Origin of the sequence: Streptomyces sp. NPDC090119 (genome assembly GCF_044747085.1) — a bacterium.
Classification (GTDB): Bacteria; Actinomycetota; Actinomycetes; order Streptomycetales; family Streptomycetaceae; genus Streptomyces.
The window spans coordinates 444,026-468,659 of the sequence record NZ_JBIVDK010000006.1; the positions used below are offsets into that span (position 1 = coordinate 444,026).

Annotated in this window: 19 protein-coding genes, 1 pseudogene and 1 riboswitch; of the genes and pseudogenes, 16 read left to right on the forward strand and 4 right to left on the reverse strand. The window is 70.1% G+C overall.

The genetic code is table 11. The annotated features are described in order from the left end of the window. Positions 1-37: 37 nt before the first annotated feature. Both ACIPPM_RS26695 and ACIPPM_RS26700 read right to left on the reverse strand, forming a co-directional pair. A complete protein-coding gene (locus ACIPPM_RS26695; RefSeq protein ID WP_401452330.1) occupies positions 38-664 on the reverse strand; it encodes a hypothetical protein in 627 nt (208 codons plus the stop codon). Between the two features lie 177 nt (positions 665-841). Then, a pseudogene (locus tag ACIPPM_RS26700) lies at positions 842-1,731 on the reverse strand (tyrosine-type recombinase/integrase); the annotation flags it as partial. 607 nt (positions 1,732-2,338) lie between these two features. Between ACIPPM_RS26700 and ACIPPM_RS26705 the strand changes: the two are divergent. The 16 genes from ACIPPM_RS26705 (at position 2,339) to ACIPPM_RS26780 (ending at position 21,023) form a co-directional block, all read left to right on the forward strand. Next, positions 2,339-2,881, forward strand: coding sequence for a hypothetical protein (locus tag ACIPPM_RS26705; protein ID WP_401452332.1), 543 nt, complete (start codon positions 2,339-2,341; stop codon positions 2,879-2,881). 613 nt (positions 2,882-3,494) lie between these two features. Then, positions 3,495-4,613 carry a hypothetical protein gene (locus ACIPPM_RS26710; protein WP_401452334.1) on the forward strand — a complete coding sequence of 373 codons (1,119 nt, stop codon included), beginning with the start codon at positions 3,495-3,497 and terminating at the stop codon, positions 4,611-4,613. Between the two features lie 40 nt (positions 4,614-4,653). Further along, the gene (locus tag ACIPPM_RS26715; RefSeq protein ID WP_401452336.1) at positions 4,654-5,649 is read left to right on the forward strand and encodes a hypothetical protein; all 996 of its coding nucleotides are present in this window, start codon (positions 4,654-4,656) and stop codon (positions 5,647-5,649) included. Then, positions 5,650-7,416, forward strand: coding sequence for an insulinase family protein (locus ACIPPM_RS26720; protein WP_401452338.1), 1,767 nt, complete (start codon positions 5,650-5,652; stop codon positions 7,414-7,416). It abuts the gene before it with no gap. A 177-nt stretch (positions 7,417-7,593) separates the two neighbouring features. Continuing rightward, entirely contained in the window at positions 7,594-8,214 is a 621-nt protein-coding gene (locus ACIPPM_RS26725) for a hypothetical protein (RefSeq protein WP_401452340.1), read from the forward strand. Between the two features lie 169 nt (positions 8,215-8,383). Further along, a complete protein-coding gene (locus tag ACIPPM_RS26730) occupies positions 8,384-9,022 on the forward strand; it encodes a SurA N-terminal domain-containing protein (protein WP_401452342.1) in 639 nt (212 codons plus the stop codon). A gap of 163 nt (positions 9,023-9,185) precedes the next feature. Continuing rightward, a complete protein-coding gene (locus ACIPPM_RS26735; RefSeq protein WP_401452344.1) occupies positions 9,186-10,181 on the forward strand; it encodes a nucleoside triphosphate pyrophosphohydrolase in 996 nt (331 codons plus the stop codon). A gap of 89 nt (positions 10,182-10,270) precedes the next feature. Continuing rightward, positions 10,271-11,614: a cytochrome P450 gene (locus ACIPPM_RS26740; protein WP_401452346.1), complete on the forward strand. Its 1,344-nt coding sequence runs from the start codon at positions 10,271-10,273 to the stop codon at positions 11,612-11,614. A gap of 123 nt (positions 11,615-11,737) precedes the next feature. Then, a complete protein-coding gene (locus ACIPPM_RS26745; protein WP_401452348.1) occupies positions 11,738-12,784 on the forward strand; it encodes a transglycosylase family protein in 1,047 nt (348 codons plus the stop codon). A 202-nt stretch (positions 12,785-12,986) separates the two neighbouring features. Further along, a riboswitch (cyclic di-AMP (ydaO/yuaA leader) is annotated at positions 12,987-13,165 on the forward strand. Between the two features lie 4 nt (positions 13,166-13,169). Beyond that, positions 13,170-13,871: a transglycosylase family protein gene (locus tag ACIPPM_RS26750; RefSeq protein WP_401452350.1), complete on the forward strand. Its 702-nt coding sequence runs from the start codon at positions 13,170-13,172 to the stop codon at positions 13,869-13,871. A gap of 305 nt (positions 13,872-14,176) precedes the next feature. Further along, complete coding sequence (eno, locus tag ACIPPM_RS26755) at positions 14,177-15,466, forward strand: phosphopyruvate hydratase (RefSeq protein WP_401452352.1); 1,290 nt, start codon at positions 14,177-14,179, stop codon at positions 15,464-15,466. Between the two features lie 191 nt (positions 15,467-15,657). Continuing rightward, on the forward strand, positions 15,658-16,137 hold the full coding sequence (locus ACIPPM_RS26760) for a septum formation initiator family protein (protein ID WP_401452354.1): 480 nt from the start codon (positions 15,658-15,660) through the stop codon (positions 16,135-16,137). Between the two features lie 45 nt (positions 16,138-16,182). Beyond that, positions 16,183-16,740, forward strand: a complete 558-nt coding sequence (locus ACIPPM_RS26765) for a DUF501 domain-containing protein (RefSeq protein ID WP_401452356.1) — start codon at positions 16,183-16,185, stop codon at positions 16,738-16,740. Next, positions 16,737-17,678 carry an exopolyphosphatase gene (locus tag ACIPPM_RS26770; protein WP_401452358.1) on the forward strand — a complete coding sequence of 314 codons (942 nt, stop codon included), beginning with the start codon at positions 16,737-16,739 and terminating at the stop codon, positions 17,676-17,678. Before ACIPPM_RS26765 ends, ACIPPM_RS26770 begins: the two co-directional genes overlap by 4 nt. A 466-nt stretch (positions 17,679-18,144) precedes the next feature. Then, positions 18,145-19,527: an NAD(P)/FAD-dependent oxidoreductase gene (locus ACIPPM_RS26775; RefSeq protein ID WP_401452360.1), complete on the forward strand. Its 1,383-nt coding sequence runs from the start codon at positions 18,145-18,147 to the stop codon at positions 19,525-19,527. A gap of 191 nt (positions 19,528-19,718) precedes the next feature. After that, entirely contained in the window at positions 19,719-21,023 is a 1,305-nt protein-coding gene (locus tag ACIPPM_RS26780; RefSeq protein WP_401452362.1) for a class I SAM-dependent methyltransferase, read from the forward strand. Between the two features lie 57 nt (positions 21,024-21,080). Here the strand turns inward: ACIPPM_RS26780 and ACIPPM_RS26785 are convergent, their stop codons facing one another. Beyond that, complete coding sequence (locus tag ACIPPM_RS26785; protein WP_401452364.1) at positions 21,081-23,609, reverse strand: ABC transporter permease; 2,529 nt, start codon at positions 23,607-23,609, stop codon at positions 21,081-21,083. Continuing rightward, positions 23,609-24,379 carry an ABC transporter ATP-binding protein gene (locus ACIPPM_RS26790; RefSeq protein ID WP_393595225.1) on the reverse strand — a complete coding sequence of 257 codons (771 nt, stop codon included), beginning with the start codon at positions 24,377-24,379 and terminating at the stop codon, positions 23,609-23,611. The genes ACIPPM_RS26785 and ACIPPM_RS26790 overlap by 1 nt, the downstream gene beginning before the upstream one ends. Between the last annotated feature and the right edge of the window lie 255 nt (positions 24,380-24,634).

The following is a 24,634-nucleotide window of genomic DNA, read 5'->3' on the forward strand; positions in this document are numbered from 1 at the left end:
CCCTGCCTCATTTTTGTGCAAGATTCTACTATGTCGCCTACCTTCGCCAGCGCACTCCAGCAATTCCTTCGAGGTAGGAGAGTCGACCGAATTCCACTGCGACCACTTCTACATCCCAGCCTGGGCCGGAATCGGACTTGACTGTCTCCGCGAGCGCCGCACCCCCTATGAAGATCCGGTAACCCGGCGCTGGCCATTCCCAGGCGTCGAACGCAACTTCTTCCATAGGGGCAAGGATTTCTGTCAGTGTGTCTTCAGGAACAGCGAGCGTCCTGACGCTGGCGGCGGCACCATAGATGACTTCTCTTACGGTATTATGTACGAGAAATTCAGTAAGCTGCTCCGGGTTCCTGTCCCAGGGCTCATACCGCTCTGCATCGAAAACACTGTCCGGGTCATCGGGGTCGATGCACCAGCGCCAGTCGCCCGTAGCGTCCACCATGAAGATGGCCTTGCCATCCTCGGCGATTCGGATTCTTTCAGGCGGGATCATTTTCGTTGTGAACGTGAGCCGCTTCTCCCACCGTGAAGTCAGCGTATGCCATTCCTTTAGCGGATCGGGAAGCCAATCACAGGAGTCGGGAAGTGGTGTCGCGCTTCTGCTGGGAGCACCGTACCAGGTGGCTAGGAAGTCAGGCAGATCAATTCTCTTAGGATCAATCACGCAATCATTCTCTCATGTGAGCGGCTTGAAGCTGTCTTCCTGAGGGGACTGCACCCACCGGCCGTTGTCGCCTGTGCGACGTATACCGCGTGGCGCTGCGAACGCAACGCCGAGAGCCCCATCAGCCGCAGCTGATCGGGCATGTGAGGTCTCCGAGGGCAGTAGTTGACGGCAACGTCAGCGGACGATGGCTTCGCACAGCGGCGGGTCGATGCCGTCGTCGAGGGGAGGTTCGTGGCTGGCAGGACCGTCGAGGGCGGCACTGAGGGTGTCGATAGCGTCCCGCTGGAGGCGGAGGCGCACGTGGGCGTAGACGGTTGCGTTGACGCCGATGTGGGCGTGGCCCAATAGCTCCTTGATCACGACGAGTTCGACGCCCTGTTCCAGGAGCAGAGTGGCGGTGGAGTGACGGCGGCCGTGGAAGCGGATGCGACGGAGGCCGGCCCCGCGAAGGAGCGTGGTGAAGGTGCGGGTGAGGTTGGTCGGGTCGATCGGTCTGCCCTGCATTGTGGTGAACACGTGCGAGTCGTGCTGCCACGTGGTGCCCGCGGCCTCAGGCTCGCGCTCCTGCTGCTCGTGGTGGAAGCTTCAGCGACTGGACGCAGCGGGTAGGGAGGGCGATGCGGCGCTCGGAGGCGCGCGTCTTGGTGGGCAGCACGGTGAGCTCGCCGGTGCTGGTGCACTGGAGGGTGCGTCGGATACTTGCGGTTCCGCCCGCGATGTCGAGGTCTTCCCAGCGTGGCCAAGGAGTTCGCCCTTGCGGAGTCCGGGTGGAGAGCGAGTTCGAACAGCGCGTGCAACCGGTGTCGGCGCGTGGCCGTGAGGAACTGGCGGGCTTCGTCGGCGGTGAGGGGTTCGAAGCGCCGGGGCCGTGGGGTGCCGGTACGGACATTGCGTGCGACGGTGCGCGTGATCTCCTCCTCGCGCACGGCGTGCTCCAGGGCGGACTTGAGCACCGAGTGGATGTAGGTCAGCGTCAGTGGCGACAGCAGCTTGCGGCAGCACTGCCCGACGGCACAGCAACGGGGCTCAACACGGGCCGTATCGATGCCGTGTGCGCAGCACTGGACGAGAGGCAGGCTGACCGTGACCCGCACTGAGTACTACGACGACCCGAACGCGCCTAACTGATCGTTTCAGAATGAGTCACAAGTGTGGCGGGGCGCAGAGTGCAAACGGAAAGTCGCACTCGGTAAAGTGCACATGCGCTACCGGTGGAAGTCCTCGTATTCCGCCCAACCCGTATGGGCGGCGCGGAAAGCCGGCGACCTTGTCGCAGTTGGACGACGTCCGCGACGAGCTTCTGGATGCAAATCCTACCTGGAAGCACGTGGCTGGTGGGCGCGACCGGGCGACCGGTCAGGAATTGCCGGAACGCGCGGTCTACGGATCCAATCCGAACGAGCCGAGATTCCCGGATCTTACGTTCGAACTACCAGACGGAAGCCCTTCTACGTCAATACGGTGGACACGCTCACTGACGGTGTCACGGCAGATGCGCGAGAGATGGCGAATGCCATCGACATCTACCTATGGGGGAAGGGGAAGTTTCTGATGATTCTCAAGGCGTAATAGGGGCGACAGTCCCTGTTGTGCTCCAGGCAGATTGCGGATTGCATGCCGGGTCTGCCTGGAGTATCGTCGCCCGGGGACCATGAATCATTGGAGCTAGTCATGGCGAAGACCAAGCAGGCTCAGATTCTCCTTCTGGAGGAGGATGAGAGTCGCATTGTCGAGACAATACTTGAGAGATTTCCATCGGTCAGGTTCATCGACAATGTTACTTGGAGTTCCGCCAACGTCCCGCCCGCTCACGAGTCATTGTCTGAATGCGGGAGCACGGTGGCGATCTGGAACCCCGTTATATTCCCGGAGCTGCCGGTCGATGTCCGGAGTAACGGCATGATTTTCGGGCCGCAGGTTGGTCCTGTCGTTCAATGGGTGCGGAGCCGTGAGGTAACGCCGGGCGTTCTTGATGCCGGTCGATGGGCTGCGTCATGGAGCGACTCAACAGATCCGGCCATGGTCGGTTTCATCGGCGAACTGTGGAAGATCCTGCAGAAGCACACGTCGAACAAGCTGCGTCATGTGGATGCCGTGTCAGGCGACACGGTGTCTGAACGCCGGCTCAGGGTCGGGCCCGAAGCCAGCGCCAAGGCGACTTCGGGGGAGATCGCTCTCGTCAGCCCAAAATCAGGGTTGCTTCCCGAAACGTGACGGAGAGCTGCGCCGTTCCGGCAGGCCCAGGTGCTTCGATCGGCCTTCGGGTAACGGCCTTCGCTGAACAGGCATTCAGTGAAGGCCTCTCGGGCGTTTGACGGCAACGGTGATGTACTCCAAGGGACCAGGCCCTGCTGGTCGCGGCCTACTGGCGCAAGCTGAAGAACCATCGGTACTCCAACCAGTCACCAGGTCGTCATCGACGCCGACACCCGCCTGGTCGTTGCTCGCCTGTCCGAGGGTTTCTTGGAATCGCGAGAGATTCCCATATGCCTGATTGGTGAGTTCATGAAGGACTTCGCGCTTTCCGGAAGGAAGGCGTTCGGCCCACACGCATCGAGTGGCAGGAAGAGCCCTACTTATAGGGGGAGGTAACCGACGTGTATCGAATCGGTAAGAAGGATCGATTGAAGTGATCACTGCGGCGTAAGCTGTGACCCCCGTGATGGCGCATGTGGAGCAGGAGAGTCGAGCGGCGAGGCTCGAGGTCGGTCTCGTCGAGGATGCGATGCCGGGCCCAGCAGGCTGATCGCTCGGGACCCGCGGCTCCTCCGCCTCCACGCCGACCGGCTTCAGCCTCACGTGATTTTCCCGCCCTCAAGGACGCCCCATGAACCCCCTCATAGCCACAGCCGGTATCGGCGCCCTCGGTTACGCCGCCGTCACCATCCCCCGTAATGCCCGCAAGGCAAGGGCGCAGCGGGCCGAGCAGGCGGCCAAGAACAAGCGGGTCGTCATTGATCCCGCTGAGTTCGGGCTCGTGCCGGGGGATCAGCTCGATGAGCGGTATGCCGGGCCCGATCCGGAGGCGGATGCCGTTGCCGCGGCGGCTGTCGCGGGGGACTGGCGGGGTGCGGCCAACTACCTCGCGGGAGCCGGGCGGGACTGGGATCTGCGGTGGTACCGGCTCGGCATCCTCGTGCACGCGGCCGTGGAGGACGACGGCTGGCTGCTGGAGTGGCGCAGGGAGTACCCGCACGACCCCGCCGCCGCCCTCGTGCACGCCGACGCGCTGATCTCGTTCGCCGGTGAGGCCCGCGGGGCGAAGAGCGCGAAGCACACCACCGCCGAACAGTTCGACAACTTCCACGAGTTGCTCGCCCAGGCACTCCCCGCCTGCGAAGAGGCGGCCCGGATGGCGCCCGACGACCCGAACCCCTGGGTCGCCCAGATCACCATCGCCCTCGGCCTGGGCTGGTCGCACGACCACTTCCAGGCACTGTGGGCCGAGATCACCGCCCGCGACCCGCACCACTTCGGCGCCCATGTGGCCGCACTCCAGTACTGGTGCGCCAAGTGGCGCGGCTCCGACGAGCTGATGTTCACCTTCGCCGAAGAGGCCGTCGCCTCCGCGCCCCGAGGCAGCCTGCTCCCCGTACTGCGCCTGTACGCCGCGTTCGAGCACCAGTACCGGGTGAACGACCTGTCCGTCTACCAGAAGCCGTTCATGACCACGGCCATCGACGCCACCCTGGACGCGGTCGACCAGGTACCGGCCGACCACCACCGGCTCCCGACCGTCCGTCACCTGCTGGCCAACGCGCTGTTCCGCACCGAGCGGTTCGCGGAGGGCGTCGAGCAGTTCCGGGCCGTCGGCGCCTACGTCGGCGGCGTGCCGTGGAGCTACTCCGGCAACTCGGTCAAGTCGTTCGTCCACGCCCGCACCAACACCTTCATCGGGTGGGACAAGGCGGGCCGCCCGGCGCCCCCGGCCCGTGCCGCCCGCTGACGTGAACCTCTTTGTCAGACCACTCGCCCAGGAACCGCGCATGTCGCCCGCCTCCCCGCTCCCGCCCCCGGACTTCGAGCTCACGTCCGCCCATCCCGAAGTCGCCTGGCTGCGGCAGGCGGTGGCCGCGTGGGACTGGGCGGGGGTGCGCCAGTACCTCGCCGGACTGCCGCGGGGGAGCGATACCTCACAGGTCTTCGGCACGGTGGCCGGGACGGAGGGCGTCGAGCGGGCCCTGCGCGACCTGGTGGCCGCCGCCCCCGACGACGTGTTCGCGCTGACCCTCCTCGGCGCCCGCGAGATCGAGATCGGCTGGGAGGTCCGTACGGGCGCCCGCGCCGAGAGCGTGACCCGGCAGCAGTTCGCCACCTTCCACGCGCACCTGCGCACCGCCGAACAACTGCTCATACGCGCCACCGCCCTCGACCCGTCCTACGCCCCCGCCTGGGCCGAGCGGCTCAACACCGCCCGAGGGCTCGGACTCGGCCAGAACGAGGCGCGCCGCCGCTACGACCGGCTGGCGAAGACCCACCCGCACCACTTCACGGCCCAGACCCGGCTGCTTCAGCAACTGTGTCCCAAATGGGGCGGGAGCTGGGACGCCGCCCACGCCTTCGCCCGTGACCGCATGCTCGGCGCCCCCGACGGTTCCCTGAGCGCGGGACTGGTGGCGGAGGCGCACCTCGAACACTGGCTGGACCTGGCCGCGGGCGACGAACGGCACGCCTACCTGGGACAGCCCCATGTCCACGCGGAACTCGTCGAGGCCGCCGGACGGTCCGTGCTCCACCCGGAGTTCCGGCACGAGCCCGGCTGGGTCACCGTCGCGGGCTGTTTCGCGGTCCTGTTCTCCCTGATCGGCGACACCGCCCGCGCCGCCGCCCACTTCCGCGCGCTGGGCAATCTGGCGTCGAATCTCCCGTGGAGCTACCTCGGCGACCCCGCCGAGGCGTACGTACGGCACCGGGACGCGGCCCTCGCACCCGCGTCCTCCACCTTCCCGTCCGCCGCGCACCGCGCCGAACCGAGGCCGTAGATGAACCCGCAGTCCGCCGTCCACCACACCGAGGTCGACGGCATACCCACCCTCATCACGTACGCCGCCGGGCCGATGCGCGCCGGGCTCGTCTTCCGGGTCGGGGCCGCCGACGAGACCCTCGGCCGGGCCGGGCTCACCCATCTGACCGAGCATCTCGCGCTGTACCGCCAAGGCGTGGCGGACTACCACTACAACGGCGCGACCAAGGCCGCCTTCACCCACTTCCACGTGGAGGGCGCCGAGCACGAGGTCGCCGCCTACCTCACCGGTGTCTGCGCCTCCCTCACCGACCTGCCCATGGACCGGCTGGAGACGGAGAAGGAGATCCTGCGCACCGAGGAGTCGCGCCGTGAGCCGAGTCCACTCCCGCTGTGGCGGTACGGCGCCCAGGGGTACGGCCTCGTCAGCTACCCGGAGTGGGGTGTGCGCAACGCGAGCGCGGACGACGTGCGGCAGTGGGCGCGGAGCTGGTTCACGTCGGACAACGCGGTGCTCTGGATCGCCGGTGAGCACATCCCGGCCGGTCTCTCGCTCAAGCTGCCCGCGGGCGACCGGCGCCCCATGCCCGCGGTGACCTCGGCCCTGCCCGTCACCCCGGCGTACTTCTCGCACGGCAGCGGCGGGGTCCTCCTGGACTCCGTGGTCGCCGACACGGCCGCCGCCCGGCTGTACTCGGCCGTCCTGGAACGCGAACTGACCCGCGCCCTGCGCCAGGAGAGCGGCTACTCGTACACGACCGCGAGCGACCTCACGTCCCGGCGGGACGGTTTCGCCGTCGTGACCGCGTTCGCGGACGCGCTGCCCGCCAAGCAGGACGCGGTGCTCGGCGGCTTCGTGGACGTGCTCGCCGGGTTCCGGGCGGGCCGGATCGCCCAGGCCGACCTGGACGCGGTGCGCGGCCGCGCCGACGCCGCCCTCACCGCGCCCGAGGCGGCGGCGCGACGGCTGCCCGGCATGGCGGAGGACCTGCTCGCGGGGCTGACGCCGCGCGATGCCGGTGAACTGCGTGCCGAACTGTGGACGGTGACACCGGGGCACCTGCACGAGGTGGCGCTGGCGGCTGCCGGGACGGCACTCATGCAGGTGCCCGCCGGACACTCGGCGGACTGGGCCGGATACACGGCGGCCCCGACCTCCTCCGGCCACGCGGTCACCGGCCGGCGCTTCCTCACGGGACGCGCGGGCGACGCCGAGCTGACCGTGGGCGACGACGGCGTCAGCCTGACCGAGCGGTCGGCCCCCGGACCCGACGGGACACGGGTGGCGACCGTCCTCCACCGCTCCTGCGCCGCCATGCTGAGCTGGCCCGACGGCGGCCGTCGGCTCATCGGCACCGACGGCCTGACCGTCGACGTGGAGCCCGCGGTGTACGGCGTCGAGGCGAGCACCATGGCGGTCATCGACGCCGCGGTACCGCCGGACGCTGTGGTGCCGCTGCCGCCCCGGCCGAACCCACCGCGCCTGGACAGGACGCCGGTGTCCGGCACCACGACGGCCGCACGCTCCAAGCTGACCCCTCCCGCCGTCGCCACCGCCCCGGCCGACCCGCCCCGGCGCACCAGGGGCCAGACCGTGGCGATGGTCCTCCTCGGTGCCCTGGGCGGCTGTTTCGCCCTGCTCGCCCTCGTGCTCACCGTCTTCGGCGCGGACGACCCGGACACCAGCACCGGCGAGTGGCTCGCCATCTCGGGGTTCCTCTGGGGGGTCACCGCCCTGCTGGCGTGGCCCGCCGTACGGATGCTGCGGCGCACCGGCCGGAGGTGAAGGTGCCGGTTCGCCCAGGTTTTCCTGGTGCTTAAGCGAGTCTTGTGATTTTCATGGCGGGATCTTTTATGGGTGTCGTACCGGCGTGGGCTACGGTGCCATCCGGTTTCGGCATCGCGGATACGTGTCAGCGGCCGTAGATCCCGTGTCGGTCCGCAGCAGGAGAGCAGGTAGTTCGTGACCAAGCAGGTCCGGCAGGTGGCGCAGTCGCGTCCGGCGACGGCGCGGCGGCCGGAGGCGGGGATCGCCCGCTTCGGCCGGGCTCTCGTCTCCTGGCTGCGCGCCCTCAGCAGGCGCACGATCATGCTCGCCGCGGGTGCCCTGGCCGTCGTCGCCGCGGTCGTCGTGGTGTGCGCGTTCCTCTTCGGCGGCGACGAGCGGCCGCCCGTCCCCGACACCCGTGCGCGGCACTACACCGAGACCGACGCCTGCCTGCTCACCGGCAAGGACGGCATCACGGCCGGTACCCCCGCCGCGGCCGTCTGGCAGGGCATGCAGGACGCCTCCCTCAAGACGCACGCGCGGGTGAACTACCAGCAGGTGATGGGGGAGCAGAGCGCGGGCAACGCGCGGCCGTATCTCAACGGCATGCTCCAGGGCGCCTGCGAGGTCGTCGTGGCGGTCGGCGGACCCGAGGTCTCCGTCGCGGCGGAGGCGGCGCCGAAGAACGGCAAGAGCGACTTCGTGCTGGTCGGCGGCGGGCGCTCCGGGGACAACGTGACGGTCGTCCGGACCGGCGCCGGGCTGCGGGCGGACGTGGCGGGCGCGATCGAGCGGGCCATCGACGCGAAGAGCTAGCGGGCGTCCCGGCGATCACGCCGGTGCGCGACGCGGGAATCACCGGCGGCGGTGCCCGAACTCGTGGTGAATCGTTGGTCCAATGGGTTGGCCGGAGCAGTACGGCTGCCTAACATCGATCACCGCAAGACTTTGTGCACCGTCGCACAATCTCCTCAGGAGGTTCCCCTTGCTCCGCCGCCGTCGCACCACGCTGGTCCTCACCGCCGCGATCGCCGCCGCGGCCCCGCTCCTGACCGCCTGCGGCAACGACGCGCATCCGGGCGCCGCGGCCGTCGTCGGCGGGCAGCGGATCACCGTGTCGCAGCTGGAGGGCCGGGTGAAGGAGGTACGGGCGGCGCAGCGGGCCGAGGTGTCCGACCAGGCCCAGTACCAGCAGGTCCTGGCCTCCACCGGCACCCTCACCCGCGACACCCTGCACAACATGGTCCTCGACCAGGTGCTGCACCGCGCCGCCCGGGACCAGGGCGTCACGGTCACCCGCAAGGAGGTCCAGCGGATGCGCGCCGACCTGGAGAAGCAGGCGGGCGGCAGCAAGCAGCTCCAGGCCGCCTGGCTGCAGAAGTACGGCATCGCCCCCGACCGCCTCGACGACAACCTCGGCCTCCAGATCGAGGCGCAGAAGCTCGCCGCCAAGCTGGGCACCGACACCAGCCAGCCCCCGTTCTGGGACGCCCTGTCCAAGGCGTCGAAGAAGCTCCACATCGACGTGAACCCGCGCTACGGCGCCTGGGACGTGGCCAAGAGCAGCCGGGTCGACGCCCGTACGCCCTGGCTGCGGGACGGCTCGGCGACCCAGAGCGCCTGACGGGACGCGTACGCCCGGCGCGGGCCGGGTGACCTGCTGGTTCCCGGCCCCGCGAAAGCTCCGCGCGAGCCAAGCGCGGCGTGTCGGTCATACGGTCATAGGACTCTCCCCTCCCTGTGGATAACTCGACCCGTCCTTCCGCGTCCTGGGTTACGTTCGGATCGTGAACGCAATCAGCCCCGAAACCGCCCCCGGCCGCATCGTCCTGCTCACCACCAGCCACCGCGTCGCCCCCGGCCTGCTGTCCTGGCCCGCCTGGCAGGCGTTGCGCACCGCCGACGCCGTGCTGTGCGCGGACGGCGCCCATCCGCAGGTGCCGTATCTGCGCGAGGCCGGGATAGCGGTGTCGGAGGCGTCCCCCACCGCCGAGGAGCTGGTCGACGCCTGCGCGGGCGACCGGTCCGTGGTCGTCGTCGCCACCGGCGAGGGGGAACCCGCCCTCACCGACGGCCTCGCCCGGCTCGCCGGGTCGGGCCGGGTGCGGATGCCGGAACTGGAGCTGCTGCCCGCCTCCTACGACCTGCCCGGCGCCCGCCTCCTCGACCTCGTCCAGGTCATGGACCGCATCCGCGCCGAGTGCCCCTGGTCCTCCCGGCAGACCCACGAGGGCCTCGCCAAGTACGGCATCGAGGAGGCGTACGAACTGGTCGAGGCGATCGAGGCCGGGGACCGGGAGGAGCTGCGGGAGGAGCTGGGCGATGTGCTGCTCCAGGTCGTCTTCCACTCCCGCATCGCCGAGGAGGACCCGGACGCGCCCTTCTCCATCGACGACGTCGCCGGGGGCATCGTCCGCAAGCTGATCCACCGCCACCCCCATGTCTTCGGCGAGGAGGAGGCCGAGACGCCCGAGGACGTCAAGGCGCACTGGCTGCGCACCAAGGCGGAGGAGAAGCAGCGCAGCTCGGTGACGGAAGGCGTTCCCCTCGGGCAGCCCGGCCTCGCCCTCGCCGCCAAGCTGGCCTCCCGCGTCCGCACCGCAGACCTGGACGTCCCCCTGCCCCAGGGCGACGGCATCGGGTACGAGTTGCTGGACCTGGCCGCCCGCGCCGAGGAAGCGGGCGTCGACCCGGAAGCGGCCCTGCGAGCGGCGGCCCGCGTGTACCGGGACGCGATACGCACGGCCGAGGGCGCGCCCGCGCCGGGGGACGACACCGAGTAGCCCGGACCGAGGCGGCGGGGTTCCGCAGGGTCCCCCAGGAGAAAGGAGCCGACCCGCCCCCACCCCGGCCCGCCGGATACCGTCAGGGAGTGACCCAGCCGCACCAGCCCACCCCCGACGACGCCACTCCCGGACACTCCGCCGAGGCTCCCGCCCCGGACCTCTTCACCTGGGAGTTCGCCGCCGACCCCTACCCCGCCTACGCCTGGCTCCGGGAGCACGCCCCGGTGCGCTGGACCAAGCTGCCCAGCGGGGTGGACGCGTGGCTGGTCACCCGGTACGCGGACGCCAAGCAGGCCCTGGCCGACCAGCGGCTCAGCAAGAACCCGGCCCATCACGCCGAGACCGCGCAGGCCAAGGGCAAGACCGGCATCCCCGGTGAGCGCAAGGCCGACCTGATGACCCACCTGCTGAACATCGACCCGCCGGACCACACCCGGCTGCGCCGCCTGGTCAGCAAGGCGTTCACCCCACGCCGGGTCGCCGAGTTCGCGGGCCGGGTGCAGGAGCTGACGGACGACCTCATCGACCGGTTCGCCGAGCAGGGCTCGGCCGACCTCATCCACGAGTTCGCCTTCCCGCTCCCCATCTACGCCATCTGCGACCTGCTCGGCGTCCCGCGCGAGGACCAGGACGACTTCCGGGACTGGGCGGGCATGATGATCCGGCACGGCGGCGGACCCCGGGGCGGGGTGGCGCGTTCGGTGAAGAAGATGCGTGGCTATCTCGCGGACCTCATCCACCGCAAGCGCCAGGCGCTCCCCGCCGAGCCCGCGCCCGGCGAGGACCTGATCTCGGCACTCATCCGGGCCTCCGACCACGGCGAGCACCTCACCGAGAACGAGGCCGCCGCCATGGCCTTCATCCTGCTCTTCGCGGGCTTCGAGACCACCGTCAACCTCATCGGCAACGGCACCTACGCCCTGCTCACCCACCCCGAGGAGCGCCGCAGGCTCGAACTGTCGCTGGCGGCCGGGGAGACCGGACTGCTCCAGACCGGAGTGGAGGAACTGCTCCGCTACGACGGCCCGGTGGAGCTGGCGACCTGGCGTTATGCCACCGAGCCGCTCACCATCGGCGGCCAGGACATCGCGGCCGGGGACCCGGTGCTGGTGGTCCTCGCGGCGGCGGACCGCGACCCGGAGCGGTTCGCCGACCCGGACGTGCTGGACCTCGGCCGCCGAGACAACCAGCACCTGGGGTACGGGCACGGCATCCACTACTGCGTGGGCGCCCCGCTCGCCCGTCTGGAGGGCCAGACCGCGCTGGCCACCCTGCTCACCCGGCTCCCCGATCTGCGGCTGGCGGCCGATCCGGCCGAACTCCGTTGGCGCGGCGGCCTGATCATGCGTGGACTGCGCACGCTGCCGGTGGAGTTCACACCGGTTGGTCCCAGTCGTGAAAGCACACATGACGGACGTTCAACTATGTGATCTTCACGTGATCTGTGCGGCATGAACTTGTGACAAGTGAACGTCTGACGCTACGTTCACCCATCAGTGTGGCGCCGAGCATCAGTTGCCACGCCGTACCGCTGTCGCACGAAAGGCAACCGCATGCTCTCCGGGAACGGTAGGCACCGTCGACCCCGCCAGGCTCCGGCGCTCCTCGTCGCGGCCGGCGTGACCACGTCCGCCATCGCCATCCCGCTCCTCGGGGCGGCGAGCGCGAACGCGGCCGACGGCACCACCTGGGACAAGGTCGCCGAGTGCGAGAGCGGCGGCTCCTGGAGCGCCGACACCGGCAACGGCTACTACGGCGGTCTCCAGATGTCCCAGGACGACTGGGACAAGTACGGCGGCACGCAGTACGCGGCCAGCGCCGACCAGGCCAGCCGTTCGCAGCAGATCTCGGTCGCCGAGAAGATCCTCGCCGATCAGGGCACCACCCACTGGGCCACCTGCGCCCTGCTCGCCGGACTGACCTCCGACTCCGCCTCGGTGGACGTCGACACGGGCGTCAGCGAGTCCCCGTCCGCGGACCAGGGCGGCTCGGACAGCGGTGCCGGTCAGTCGAGCGAGGCTCCCGACGCGGGCGCTTCGTCCGATGGTTCGGATTCGTCCGGACTGGGTGATTCGTCCCCGTCGTCCGACTCCTCTGATTCCTCCGGCTCCTCCGACTCCTCCGCCAAGGAGACCGGCAAGCCGTCCGCGAGCGCCGACGAGACGGCCGGTTCCGGTCACTCCGGCAAGGACACCGACACCTCCCGCTCCGGCGGCTCCGCGCCCGCCGCCTCCGACGGCGGCTACCAGGGCGGCGGTTCGGCCTCCAGTGCCCCTGCCGCCAAGGAGTCGGACGACTCGTGGGAGACCGGCGGCTCCTGGAGCCTCGTCGACACCGGCGACCTCGGCGGCGGCCGTCACCGGGGCGACACCGCCGACGAGAGCGTGACGGAAGGTCAGCACGCGGCGGTCACGGGCCGCCACGCCACCACCTCCCCGAGCGGCTACACCGTCCGCGACGGTGACACGCTCGGCTCCATCGCCGACTCCCTTGATGTGCCGGGCGGCTGGGAGGCCCTGTACGCCGCGAACAAGCAGGCCATCGGCTCCGACCCGAACCATGTCGATCCGGGCCAGACCCTCAAGGTGCCGGGCGAATAGGGCGAACAGGCAGCGCATGGCGGCATTTGACGCCCCGCTATCCTCTTATATGTCCTATTTGGCGAAAGTGTGGGATGACTCTCAGAAGACCTGATCGTTTTTGAAATTCGCCGCGAGGCGTGTCTACGGTCGTGATCGCTCGTCACCACGAGCACCCGTGGCCGCAACGCCGAATCCTGCCAGCGGCCGTCGGGGACAATCGTCGCGTCAAGCGCCGTAGGCAGGAGCGGGGGACCCAAGGTAGGTGCCCGAACCGGTGATTGACGCCGGGACGGGCTTGGGGTGGAGCCACGCCTTCCGGAAGTACCAGGGAGGGGTGGCCGGGCAACTCAACCGGCCCGAACCCGACAGCTCACCTCGCAGGCGTCGGTGAGGGGATCGATCCATGCTGTTCTCCAGCAAGGGCAAGCACCGTCGCCCGTCCAAGACCGTCCGTGTCCTCGCGCTCGCCGGTGTCGCCGGTGCGGCCGTCGCGGGCCCGGTGATGGCTTCGGGCAGCGCGTCCGCCGCCACCGGCTCCGAGTGGGACGCCGTCGCCCAGTGCGAGTCGGGCGGCAACTGGTCCATCAACACCGGCAACGGGTACTACGGCGGTCTGCAGTTCTCCGCCTCCACGTGGGCCGCGTACGGCGGTACGCAGTACGCCGCCACCGCCGACAAGGCGAGCAAGGAACAGCAGATCACCGTCGCCGAGAAGGTGCTCTCCGCCCAGGGCAAGGGCGCCTGGCCGGTCTGCGGCACGGGCCTGTCCAGCACGCCGTACAGCGGCTCGGCGGCCCCGGCGCCCTCCACGGACACCAAGACGGAGGACAAGGCCGCGGCCGACACCTCCGACCGCACCTCCGACGACCAGGCCGCGTCCCGCTCCACCGAGCGCCCGGACGCGAGCAAGACCGTCACCACCCCGACCGGTGACAAGGTCAAGAAGGGCGATGGCGAGTACAAGGTGGTCAAGGGCGACACGCTCAGCTCCATCGCCACGAAGCACAAGGTCGACGGCGGCTGGAAGAAGCTGTACGACCTGAACAAGGACATCGTCGAGAAGGCCGACTTCATCTTCCCCGGCCAGATGCTGCACCTGAAGTAACCGCGACCCGCTCACGGGGCCGGCCCCCAGCCCGATCGGCCCCTGAGCTTCCGGTCCTTCCACGGACCCCCGCCCCGGCGTGCTTCCCCCGCGCGCCGGGGCGGTGCGCGTTCCGCCCCCGGCCCGCCTGTTGCCCAGAACCCTTTGTTCCGGGCGTGAACAATGGGTACCGTCTCCCTGCACCACCCCGTCCGCGAGGCGGTCGGTCGATGGCCGGCACCCCTGGGACGGTTAGGCTCTAGACGCAAGGCATGCCATCCGGCGCGCCCCGCACTCATCGCGTCACATCCACGAAGGAGATGCTCGTGCCGTCCATCGACGTCGTCGTAGCTCGGGAAATCCTGGACTCCCGAGGCAACCCCACGGTCGAGGTCGAGGTCGGCCTCGACGACGGCAGCACGGGTCGTGCCGCCGTCCCGTCCGGCGCCTCCACCGGTGCCTTCGAGGCCATCGAGCTGCGTGACGGTGACCCGAACCGCTACCAGGGCAAGGGTGTCGAGAAGGCCGTCCTCGCCGTCATCGAGCAGATCGGCCCGGAGCTGGTCGGCTACGACGCCACCGAGCAGCGCCTGATCGACCAGGCCATGTTCGACCTGGACGCCACCGACAACAAGGGCTCGCTCGGCGCCAACGCCATCCTCGGCGTCTCCCTCGCCGTCGCCCACGCCGCCTCCGAGGCCAGCGACCTGCCGCTGTTCCGCTACCTGGGCGGCCCCAACGCGCACCTGCTCCCGGTGCCGATGATGAACATCCTGAACGGCGGCTCGCACGCCGACTCCAACGTGGACATCCAGGAGTTCATGATCGCGCCGATCGGCGCGGAGTCCTTCTCCGAGGCCGTCCGCTGGGGCGCCGAGGTCTACCACACCCTCAAGAAGGTCCTGAAGAACAAGGGCCTCGCCACCGGCCTCGGCGACGAGGGCGGCTTCGCCCCGAACCTCGGCTCCAACCGTGAGGCCCTCGACCTCATCATCGAGGCCATCAAGGAAGCCGGTTACACCCCCGGCGAGCAGATCGCCCTCGCGCTCGACGTCGCCGCCTCCGAGTTCTACAAGGACGGCACGTACCTCTTCGAGGGCAAGGAGCGCTCCGCCGCCGAGATGACGGAGTACTACGAGGAGCTGGTCGCGGCCTACCCGCTGGTCTCCATCGAGGACCCGCTGTTCGAGGACGACTGGGCCGGCTGGAAGGTCCTCACCGACCGCATCGGCGACAAGGTGCAGATCGTCGGCGACGACCTGTTCGTCACCAACCCCGAGCGCCTCGCCCGCGGCATCGAGGAGGGCATCGCCAACGCCCTGCTGGTCAAGGTCAACCAGATCGGCTCGCTGACCGAGACCCTGGACGCCGTCGAGATGGCCCAGCGCAACGGCTACAAGTGCATGATGTCCCACCGCTCCGGCGAGACCGAGGACGTCACCATCGCCGACCTGGCCGTCGCCACCAACTGCGGCCAGATCAAGACCGGCGCCCCGGCCCGCTCCGAGCGCGTCGCCAAGTACAACCAGCTGCTGCGCATCGAGGAGATCCTCGACGACGCCGCGGTCTACGCGGGCCGCAGCGCCTTCCCGCGGTTCCGCTCCGCGAACCAGTAGGCACAGCAAGGGCTGACCTCCAGGCGCGGGTCGGCGCGCAGCCGACCCCGCCCGTCGTACGTACGTCCCCGGACCCGGTCCCGTACCGTGTCCGGGGACGTACGCGCGTCAGCACACAGCAGGAACCCCCAGCGCGAGAAACACAGCGCAAGAAGCACAGCACAAGACGCACAGCGGAGGCGGAGGGCCAGATGGCCGCGAGGGACCGGGACCGTTTCTCCACCACGACCAGGCTGCGGCTGCTCGGTGAGCAGACGGCGGCCCGCGTCTACCGGTCCCAGACCAAGCGGCAGGCCCGCCGCCCCTCGCGCCTCACCGGCCGGGCCGCCCTGCTCGCCCTGGTGCTGTGCTCGATGATCGTGGCGCTCGCCTACCCGATGCGGCAGTACGTGTCCCAGCGCGCCGAGGTCGCGGACCTGAAGAACCGCCAGGAGCAGGCCCGCGCCCGGGTCGAGCAGCTCAGGGACGTCAAGGCCCGCTGGCAGGACGACGCCTACGCCGAGCAGCAGATCCGGCGCAGGCTGCACTATGTGATGCCCGGTGAGACCGGGTTCGTCGTCATCGACCCGGGCGCCGCCAAGCAGTCCCGCACCGACCGGGGCGCCGCCCACCGGCCCTGGTACGCGAACGTCTGGGACGGCGTCGACAAGTCCGACGCCTCCGACCAGTGACCGGCACCCGCCGGTGACCGATCCAAGCCACTTACGGAAGCAGTCATGGAAACGCCCCCGCCCCACACTCCGCGTACCGAGCCCACCGAGGCGGACATCGCCGCCTTCGAGCTGCAACTCGGCCGCCCGCCGCGCGGCCTGCGGGCCATCGCCCACCGTTGCCCGTGCGGTCAGCCGGACGTCGTGGAGACGGCGCCCCGGCTGCCCGACGGCACGCCCTTCCCGACGACGTACTACCTGACGTGCCCGCGGGCCAACTCGGCCATCGGCACGCTCGAGGCCAACGGCGTCATGAAGGAGATGACCGATCGGCTGCAGACCGACCCGGAGCTGGCCGCCGCCTACCGGGCCGCGCACGAGGACTACATCCGGCGCCGCGACGAGATCGAGGTGCTGGCGGGCTTCCCCAGTGCGGGCGGCATGCCCGACCGGGTGAAGTGCCTGCACGTCCTGGTCGCCCACTCGCTGGCCGCCGGTCCGGGCGTGAACCCGCTGGGCGACGAGGCCATCGCGATGCTGCCCGAGTGGTGGGCGAAGGGTCCCTGTGTGGTGCCCGGCGCCTGCGCGGCGGAGGCCGGTTCCGGCGCGGAGGAGCAGCGATGACCCGTGTCGCCGCCGTGGACTGCGGCACCAACTCGATCCGCCTGCTGGTCGCCGACGCGGACCCGGAGACCGGTGAACTGACCGACCTGGACCGCCGGATGACGATCGTCCGGCTCGGCCAGGGCGTGGACCGCACCGGCCGCCTAGCCCCCGAGGCGCTGGAGCGCACCTTCGCCGCGTGCCGCGAGTACGCCCAGGTCATCCGCGAACTCGGCGCGACCAAGGTGCGGTTCGTCGCCACCTCCGCCTCGCGCGACGCGGAGAACCGGGACGAGTTCGTGCGCGGGGTCGTGGACATCCTCGGGGTGGAGCCGGAGGTCATCACCGGCGACCAGGAGGCCGAGTTCTCCTTCACCGGCGCGACCAGGGAGCTGTCCGGCGGCGACCACCTGGAGAAGCCGTACCTGGTGGTGGACATCGGCGGCGGCTCCACGGAGTTCGTCGTCGGGGAGGACCACGTGGGCGCCGCGCGGTCGGTGGACATCGGCTGTGTGCGGCTGACCGAACGGCACCTGGTGCACGACGGCAAGGTCACCGACCCGCCCGCGCACGAGCAGGTCGCCGCCATGCGGGCCGACATCGAGGCCGCGCTCGACCTCGCGGCCGAGACCGTGCCGCTCGGCGAGGCGCGCACCCTGGTCGGGCTCGCGGGCTCGGTCACCACGGTGTCCGCCATCGCCCTGGAGCTGCCGGAGTACGACTCCGCGCGCATCCACCACTCCCGGATCTCCCGGGCCCGGGTCCGCCAGATCACCGAGTGGCTGCTCAGCTCCTCGCACGCCGAGCGCGCGGAGGTCCCCTCCATGCACCCCGGCCGGGTCGACGTGATCGGCGCGGGCGCCCTCGTGCTGCTCTCGATCATGGAGCGGACCGGTGCCGAGGAGGTCGTCGTCAGCGAGCACGACATCCTCGACGGCATCGCGTGGTCCGTGGCGTAGCCGAGCCCGACGGCCCTGGAAGAACGGCTCGTTACCGCCCAGTAGCGTGCGGCTGAGCAGGCTGGACGACGTTTGAGCGCCCCCGCGGGGCGGCCGACACGCCGCTTCGCGGGGCTCCGCCGGAAACCTTCGTGAAGTTCTTCACAAGGAAATCGCCCCCGGTGGGGGACGTGAGGGTCCGCATTGACCCGTTCGGGGGTCGGAAGGCCCCTGGAGCATGATCACGACCGTATTGCGACCGGGTTTCACCGAGGTGTCCGGAGCACCTGCGCGGGGGGTCGCGCGAGGGGTCGTGGAGGCCGGAAAGCCAGCTCAAGCGGCATTGACAACGGGTCAGAGGTGGCCTGGGTTCCCCCTGGTGAACATGACCTGCGTCACGCGGGTGGCGGAGGATAACACACCCCCTCTCCAACCTTGTGAAGGGGCGCACGAGCTACCCCCTCGGGGCGGGTGGATACTCGATGGCATGAGCACCACGGAGCGTCCCAGGATCCTCGTAGTAGGCGGTGGGTACGTAGGCCTGTACGCAGCTCGGCGCATCCTCAAGAAGATGCGCTTCGGAGAGGCGACCGTCACGGTCGTCGACCCCCGGTCGTACATGACCTACCAGCCCTTCCTCCCCGAAACCGCCGCCGGCAACATCTCCCCTCGCCACGTCGTCGTACCGCTGCGACGCGTGCTGCCGAAGGCGGAGGTCCTCACCGGCCGGGTCACCACCATCGACCAGGACCGCAAGGTCGCCACGATCACCCCCCTCGTGGGCGAGGCGTACGAGCTGCCGTTCGACTACCTGGTCATCGCCATGGGCGCGGTCTCGCGCACCTTCCCGATCCCCGGCCTCGCCGAGCAGGGCATCGGCATGAAGGGCATCGAAGAGGCCATCGGCCTGCGCAACCACGTCCTGGAGCAGCTCGACAAGGCCGACTCCACGACCGACGAGGAGATCCGCCGCAAGGCGCTCACCTTCGTCTTCATCGGCGGTGGCTTCGCGGGCGCGGAGACCATCGGCGAGGTCGAGGACATGGCCCGCGACGCCGCCAAGTACTACAAGAACGTGTCCCGTGAGGACATGCGCTTCGTCCTGGTCGACGCCGCCGACAAGATCCTCCCCGAGGTCGGCCCCAAGCTCGGCCAGTACGGCAAGGAGCACCTGGAGAGCCGCGGCGTGGAGATCTACCTCTCCACCTCGATGGACTCCTGCGTCGACGGCCACGTCGTGCTGAAGAACGGCCTCGAGGTCGACTCCGACACGATCGTCTGGACCGCGGGCGTCAAGCCCAACCCGGCCCTGACCCGCTTCGGTCTGCCCCTCGGCCCGCGCGGCCACGTCGACTGCGCCCCGACCCTCCAGGTCCAGGGCACCGACTACATCTGGGCCGCCGGTGACAACGCCCAGGTCCCCGACCTCGTCGGCCGCAAGGCGGGCAACGAGAACGCCTGGTGCCCGCCGAACGCCCAGCACGCGCTGCGCCAGGCCAAGGTCCTCGGCGACAACGTGGTGTCCGGCATGCGGGGCTTCCCGCAGAAGGACTACGAGCACGGCAACAAGGGCGCCGTCGCGGGTCTCGGCCTGCACAAGGGCGTGGCGATGATCGTCATGGGCAAGATGAAGATCAAGCTCAAGGGCCGTCTCGCCTGGTACATGCACCGCGGTTACCACGGCATGGCCATGCCGACCTTCAACCGCAAGATCCGCGTCTTCGCGGACTGGACCCTCGGCATGTTCCTCAAGCGCGAGGTCGTCGCCCTCGGCGCCATGGAGCACCCGCGCGAGGAGTTCTACGAGGCCGCCAAGCCCGCCCCGGTCGCCGCCGCGCCGAAGACCGAGGAGAAGGCGAAGGCTTCCTGACCCCAGGTCAGCCTCCGTACATCGCTTCACCCGAAGGACCTCCCGCCATCCGTGGTGCGGGAGGTCCTTCGGCGTTCCCGGCCACGCCCCTGTTTTGCCCTGTCGTAACCCCAATGCGGGACTGTGCCGGGTACGTCGGGGTGTTTACGTGGTAACGGACATCCGGGATCGTCGTCTTGGAGGTGTGCGTCATGGCCGACGCCGCGTCGCGCTTGGTGAGTGTTGCCGAACAGCTGCTGGGGGCCCCGCTCCCGCTGCGGGTCCGGGCCTGGGACGGTTCCCAGGCGGGTCCGCCGGGGGCCCCCGTGATCGTCGTGCGCAACCGGCGCGCCCTGCGCCGCATGCTGTTCAAGCCGGGCGAACTGGGCATGGCCCGCGCCTGGGTGGCCGGTGACCTGGACATCGAGGGCGACCTGTACACCGCGCTCGGCGCGATGGCGGGCCTGCTCTGGGAGCACGACGACGACGCCGAGGGCCGCTCCCTCGTACAGACGGTGCGGGACCCCGCCGCGCGGGCCGCCGTCCGCGACCTGGTCCGGCTCGTCGGACCGCCGCTGCCGCCCGCACCGCCGCGCGAGGAGGTCCGCAGACGGCGCCATCTGCACACCCGCCGCACCGACAAGCGCGCCATCAGCCACCACTACGACGTCGGCAACGACTTCTACGCGCTGGTCCTCGGCCCGTCCATGGTCTACTCCTGCGCCTACTGGGAGGCCCCGGAAAAGGGTGCTTCGCTGGAGAGCGCCCAGCGCGACAAGCTCGAACTGGTCAGCCTGAAACTCGGCCTGAAGCCCGGTCAGCGACTGCTGGACGTCGGCTGCGGCTGGGGCTCGATGGCGATCCACGCCGCCCGCGAGCACGGGGTGCGCGTCGTCGGCATCACCCTCTCCCAGGAGCAGGCGGCCTTCGCCCGCAAGCGCGTCGCCGACGAGGGACTCACCGACCGGGTCGAGATCCGCGTCCAGGACTACCGCGACGTCCGCGACGGCCCCTACGACGCGATCTCCTCCATCGGCATGGCCGAGCACGTCGGCGCCGACGGCTACCTGGACTACGCGCGCGACCTGTACGGCCTGCTGAAGCCCGGCGGACGGCTCCTCAACCACCAGATCGCCCGCCGCCCGCAGCGGGACGAGACGGAGTACGAGGTCGACGCGTTCATCGACTCCTACGTCTTCCCCGACGGCGAACTCGCCCCGCTCGGCACCACCGTCACCCAGCTGGAGCGCGCCGGGTTCGAGGTGCGGGACGTGGAGTCGCTGCGCGAGCACTACGCCCGCACCCTGCGCGCCTGGGTGACCAACCTGGAGGGCGACTGGGAGCGCGCGACCCGGCTCGCCGGATTCGGCCGCGCCCGCGTCTGGCGGCTGTACATGGCCGCCTCCGCGCTCGCCTTCGAGCGCAGCCAGATCGGCGTCAACCAGGTCCTCGCCGTCCGCACCCCGGAGTCCGGCACCTCGGGACTCCCGGCCCGCACCCGCACCTGGAACGCCTGACAACGCGAATGGGGCCCCGCTCCGATCCCGGAACGGGGCCCCACGACTGCCCGAGCGCTACTCGGCCTTGATCGCGCCGAGCACGTTCAGCTTGGCCGCCCGCCGGGCCGGCCACAGCGCCGCCAGTACGCCCACCAGGGCCGCCAGCAGCAGGAACAGCACCAGCCGGGACCAGGGCAGCACCAGCTCGTACGTCGCCATCTTCGTGCCCAGCAGCTCACCGGCCGCCCAGCCGAAGAACACGCCGAGCCCGATGCCCAGCACCCCGCCGAACAGCGAGATCACCAGGGACTCCAGCCGGACCATCCGCTTCACCGACCGGCGCTCCAGGCCGATCGCGCGCAGCATCCCGATCTCCTGGGAGCGCTCGAACACCGACATGGCCAGCGTGTTGATGACACCGAGCACCGCGACCACCACGGCCATGCCGAGCAGGCCGTAGACCAGGTTCAGCATCAGCGTGAAGATCTTGGCGATGCCGTCGGTGATGTCCTGCTTGTCCTGCACCTGGATGGCCGGGTTGGAGCCGAGGGCCTTGGCCAGCCGGTCCTTGGTCGCGTCCGAGGCGCCGTCCTTCGTGCGGACCAGGACCTGCATGTCGGCCGGGGCGCGCAGGTGCGGGGTGAGCGTCCTGTCGTCGATCATGATCCCGCGGATCATCTCGTTGCCCTCGTACACCCCGGCGACGGTCAGCGTGGCCTGCTTGCCGTCCTCGAAGTGCGCGGTGAGCTTCGAACCGGCCTTCCAGCCGTGCTCCTTGGCCCGGTCGGCGTCCACCACGATCCGGGTGCCGGACACGTCGAACGTGCCCTGCTTCACCGTCAGGTCGGTCAGCTCGCCGATCGAGGAACCGGTGACGCCGGTCAGGAACTCGGTCTCGCCGCCGATCCGGGAGGCGCCGTTGCGCAGCGGGCTGGACGCGGCGACCCCGTCGGTGGCGGCCAGCCTGGTGGCCACGTCCGGGGAGAGCGGGGTGCGGTTGGCCATCGAGACGACGTAGTCCGCGCGGATCGAGGAAGCGGCCATCTTGTCGATCGACTTCTGCAGGCTGCCCGCCATCACCGTCATGCCGGTGATCAGGGTCAGGCCGATCATCAGCGCGGACGCGGTCGCGGCCGTACGGCGCGGGTTGCGCACCGCGTTCTGCCGGGCCAGGAGGCCCGCGACGCCGAACAGGCGCAGCAGCGGGGCGGCCGCCGCGATCAGCGGGCGGGACAGCAGCGGGGTCAGCACGAACACGCCGATGATGAGCAGCACCGCGCCGAGGCCCATCGCGCCCTGGCCCTTGTCGGTGTCCATGGTGGTGGCCGCGAGGACCACGGCCGCACCGGCCGCCGCGAACAGCGTGCCGATGGTGTTGCGCACCACCAGCGAGCGGGTGGTGGCGGTCGCGTGCACGCTGCTCATCGCCGCGACCGGCGGGATCTTCGCGGCCCGGCGGCCGGGCAGCCAGGCGGCGAGCACGGTGATGACGATGCCGACGGCGAGCGCGGCGACCACCGTGCCCGGCGTGACCACCAGCGGCCCGTCCGGCATGCTCGCGCCGAAGGAGTTCAGCATGGCGCGCAGTCCGGCGCCGATGCCGACACCGGCGGCGAGTCCGGCGACGCCCGCGACCGTGCCGACGGCGAACGCCTCGATCAGCACCGAGCGGGTGACCTGCCCGCGCGAGGCGCCGACCGCTCGCAGCAGGGCGAGTTCCTTGGTGCGCTGGGCGACCAGCATGGTGAAGGTGTTGGCGATGATGAACGTGCCGACGAACAGGGCGATGCCCGCGAACACCAGCAGCACCTGGCGCAGCCCGCTCATCGACGAGGAGATCTGCTCCGCCTGGTCGGCGGCGAGCTTCTCCCCGGTGGTGGTGCTGACCTGGCCGGCCGGGAGCGCCTTGTCCAGCGCCGCCTTCAGCGCGCTCTGGCTGGTGCCGGGCGCGGCGGTCACGTCGATCTCGTCGTACGCGCCCTGCTTGCCGAGCAGGGTCTGCGCGGTGGGCGTGTCGAAGAGGGTGAGGCTGCCGCCCGCGGCCACGTTGCCGTCGTCCGTGGTGAAGATGCCCGCGACGCGCGGGGTGAGGACCGGGCCGTCGACCGAGAGCCGGACGGTGTCACCGACGCCGTAGCCGGTGCGGCGGGCGGTCTCGGAGTCGATCAGCAGCTCGCCCTTGCCGTGCGGGGCGTGGCCGGAGACGAGCTTGTACCGGTGGTCGTCGGTGCCCCAGTAGTTGCCGCCCATGGACTGCCAGCCGTCGCCGACCAGCTTGCCGTGCTTGTCGGCCAGCGCGGTGAAGCCGCTGACCACACCGGTGGCGGAGGCGGCGCCGGGCACCTTCTCCGCCCGGGCGAGCAGCGCCGGGGTCAGGTCCGGGGTGGAGCCGACCCGGTCGCCGCTGGCTTCCTGGTGCCTGGCCCGTACGGCCACGTCGACACCGTCGAAGCCCTGGGCGGAGCTGTTCTCGAAGGCGCGGGAGAGGGTGTTGGTGAAGACCAGCGTCCCGGACACGAAGGCGACGCCGAGGAGGACGGCGAGCACCGTCATCATCAGCCGGGCCTTGTGCGCGAGGACGTTGCGCAGCGCGGTGCGGAACATCAGCTCGTACGGCCCTTCGCGTCGAAGCGCTTCATCAGGTCGAGGACCGAGTCGGCCGTCGGGTCCTGGATCTCGTCCACGATCCGGCCGTCCGCGAGGAAGACCACCCGGTCCGCGTAGGCGGCGGCGACCGGGTCGTGGGTCACCATGACCACGGTCTGGCCCAGCTCGCGCACCGAGTTGCGCAGGAAGCCCAGCACCTCGGCGCCGGAGCGGGAGTCGAGGTTGCCGGTCGGCTCGTCACCGAAGATGATCTCCGGCTTGGAGGCCAGGGCGCGGGCCACGGCGACGCGCTGCTGCTGGCCGCCGGAGAGCTGGGAGGGCCGGTGCGAGAGCCGCCCGGACAGCCCGACCATCTCGATCACCCGGTCCAGCCACTCCTTGTCGGGCTTGCGGCCCGCGATGTCCATCGGCAGCGTGATGTTCTCCAGCGCGGTCAGCGTCGGCAGCAGGTTGAACGCCTGGAAGATGAAGCCGATCTTGTCCCGGCGCAGCCGCGTGAGCTGCTTGTCCTTCAGTGAGCCCAGCTCGGTCTCGCCGATGCGCACCGAACCGGAGGAGAAGGAGTCCAGCCCGGCCACGCAGTGCATCAGCGTGGACTTGCCGGAGCCGGAGGGGCCCATGATCGCGGTGAACTCGGCCTGCCGGAACTCGACGGAGACCCGGTCCAGGGCGACCACTCGGGTCTCACCCTGCCCGTAGATCTTCGACAGCTCCGCGGCGCGCGCGGCCACGGCGGTGGTCCTGCCGGTGGTGGGTGTGGTGGTCACGGGGTGGGGCTCCTGTCGGACGGGTCTCGGGGGTCTGTTCCCATCGTCCCCGTTCCCGGAAGCCGTCCGGTCAGCCGCTGTTCCCGTTCCCTACCGCGACTCCGGTCGGACGGGGCCGCTCCGTGTCATACCTGGGGAGGACGGCCGACCCTGAGGGCGCTTACCACCAGGAACAGGGGGACCGCCCTTGTTCGGTAGGTGAAATTCCGTCATTCCGCGTACGGGTGCGTGGGTGTCCCGGCAGGCTGTTGGCAA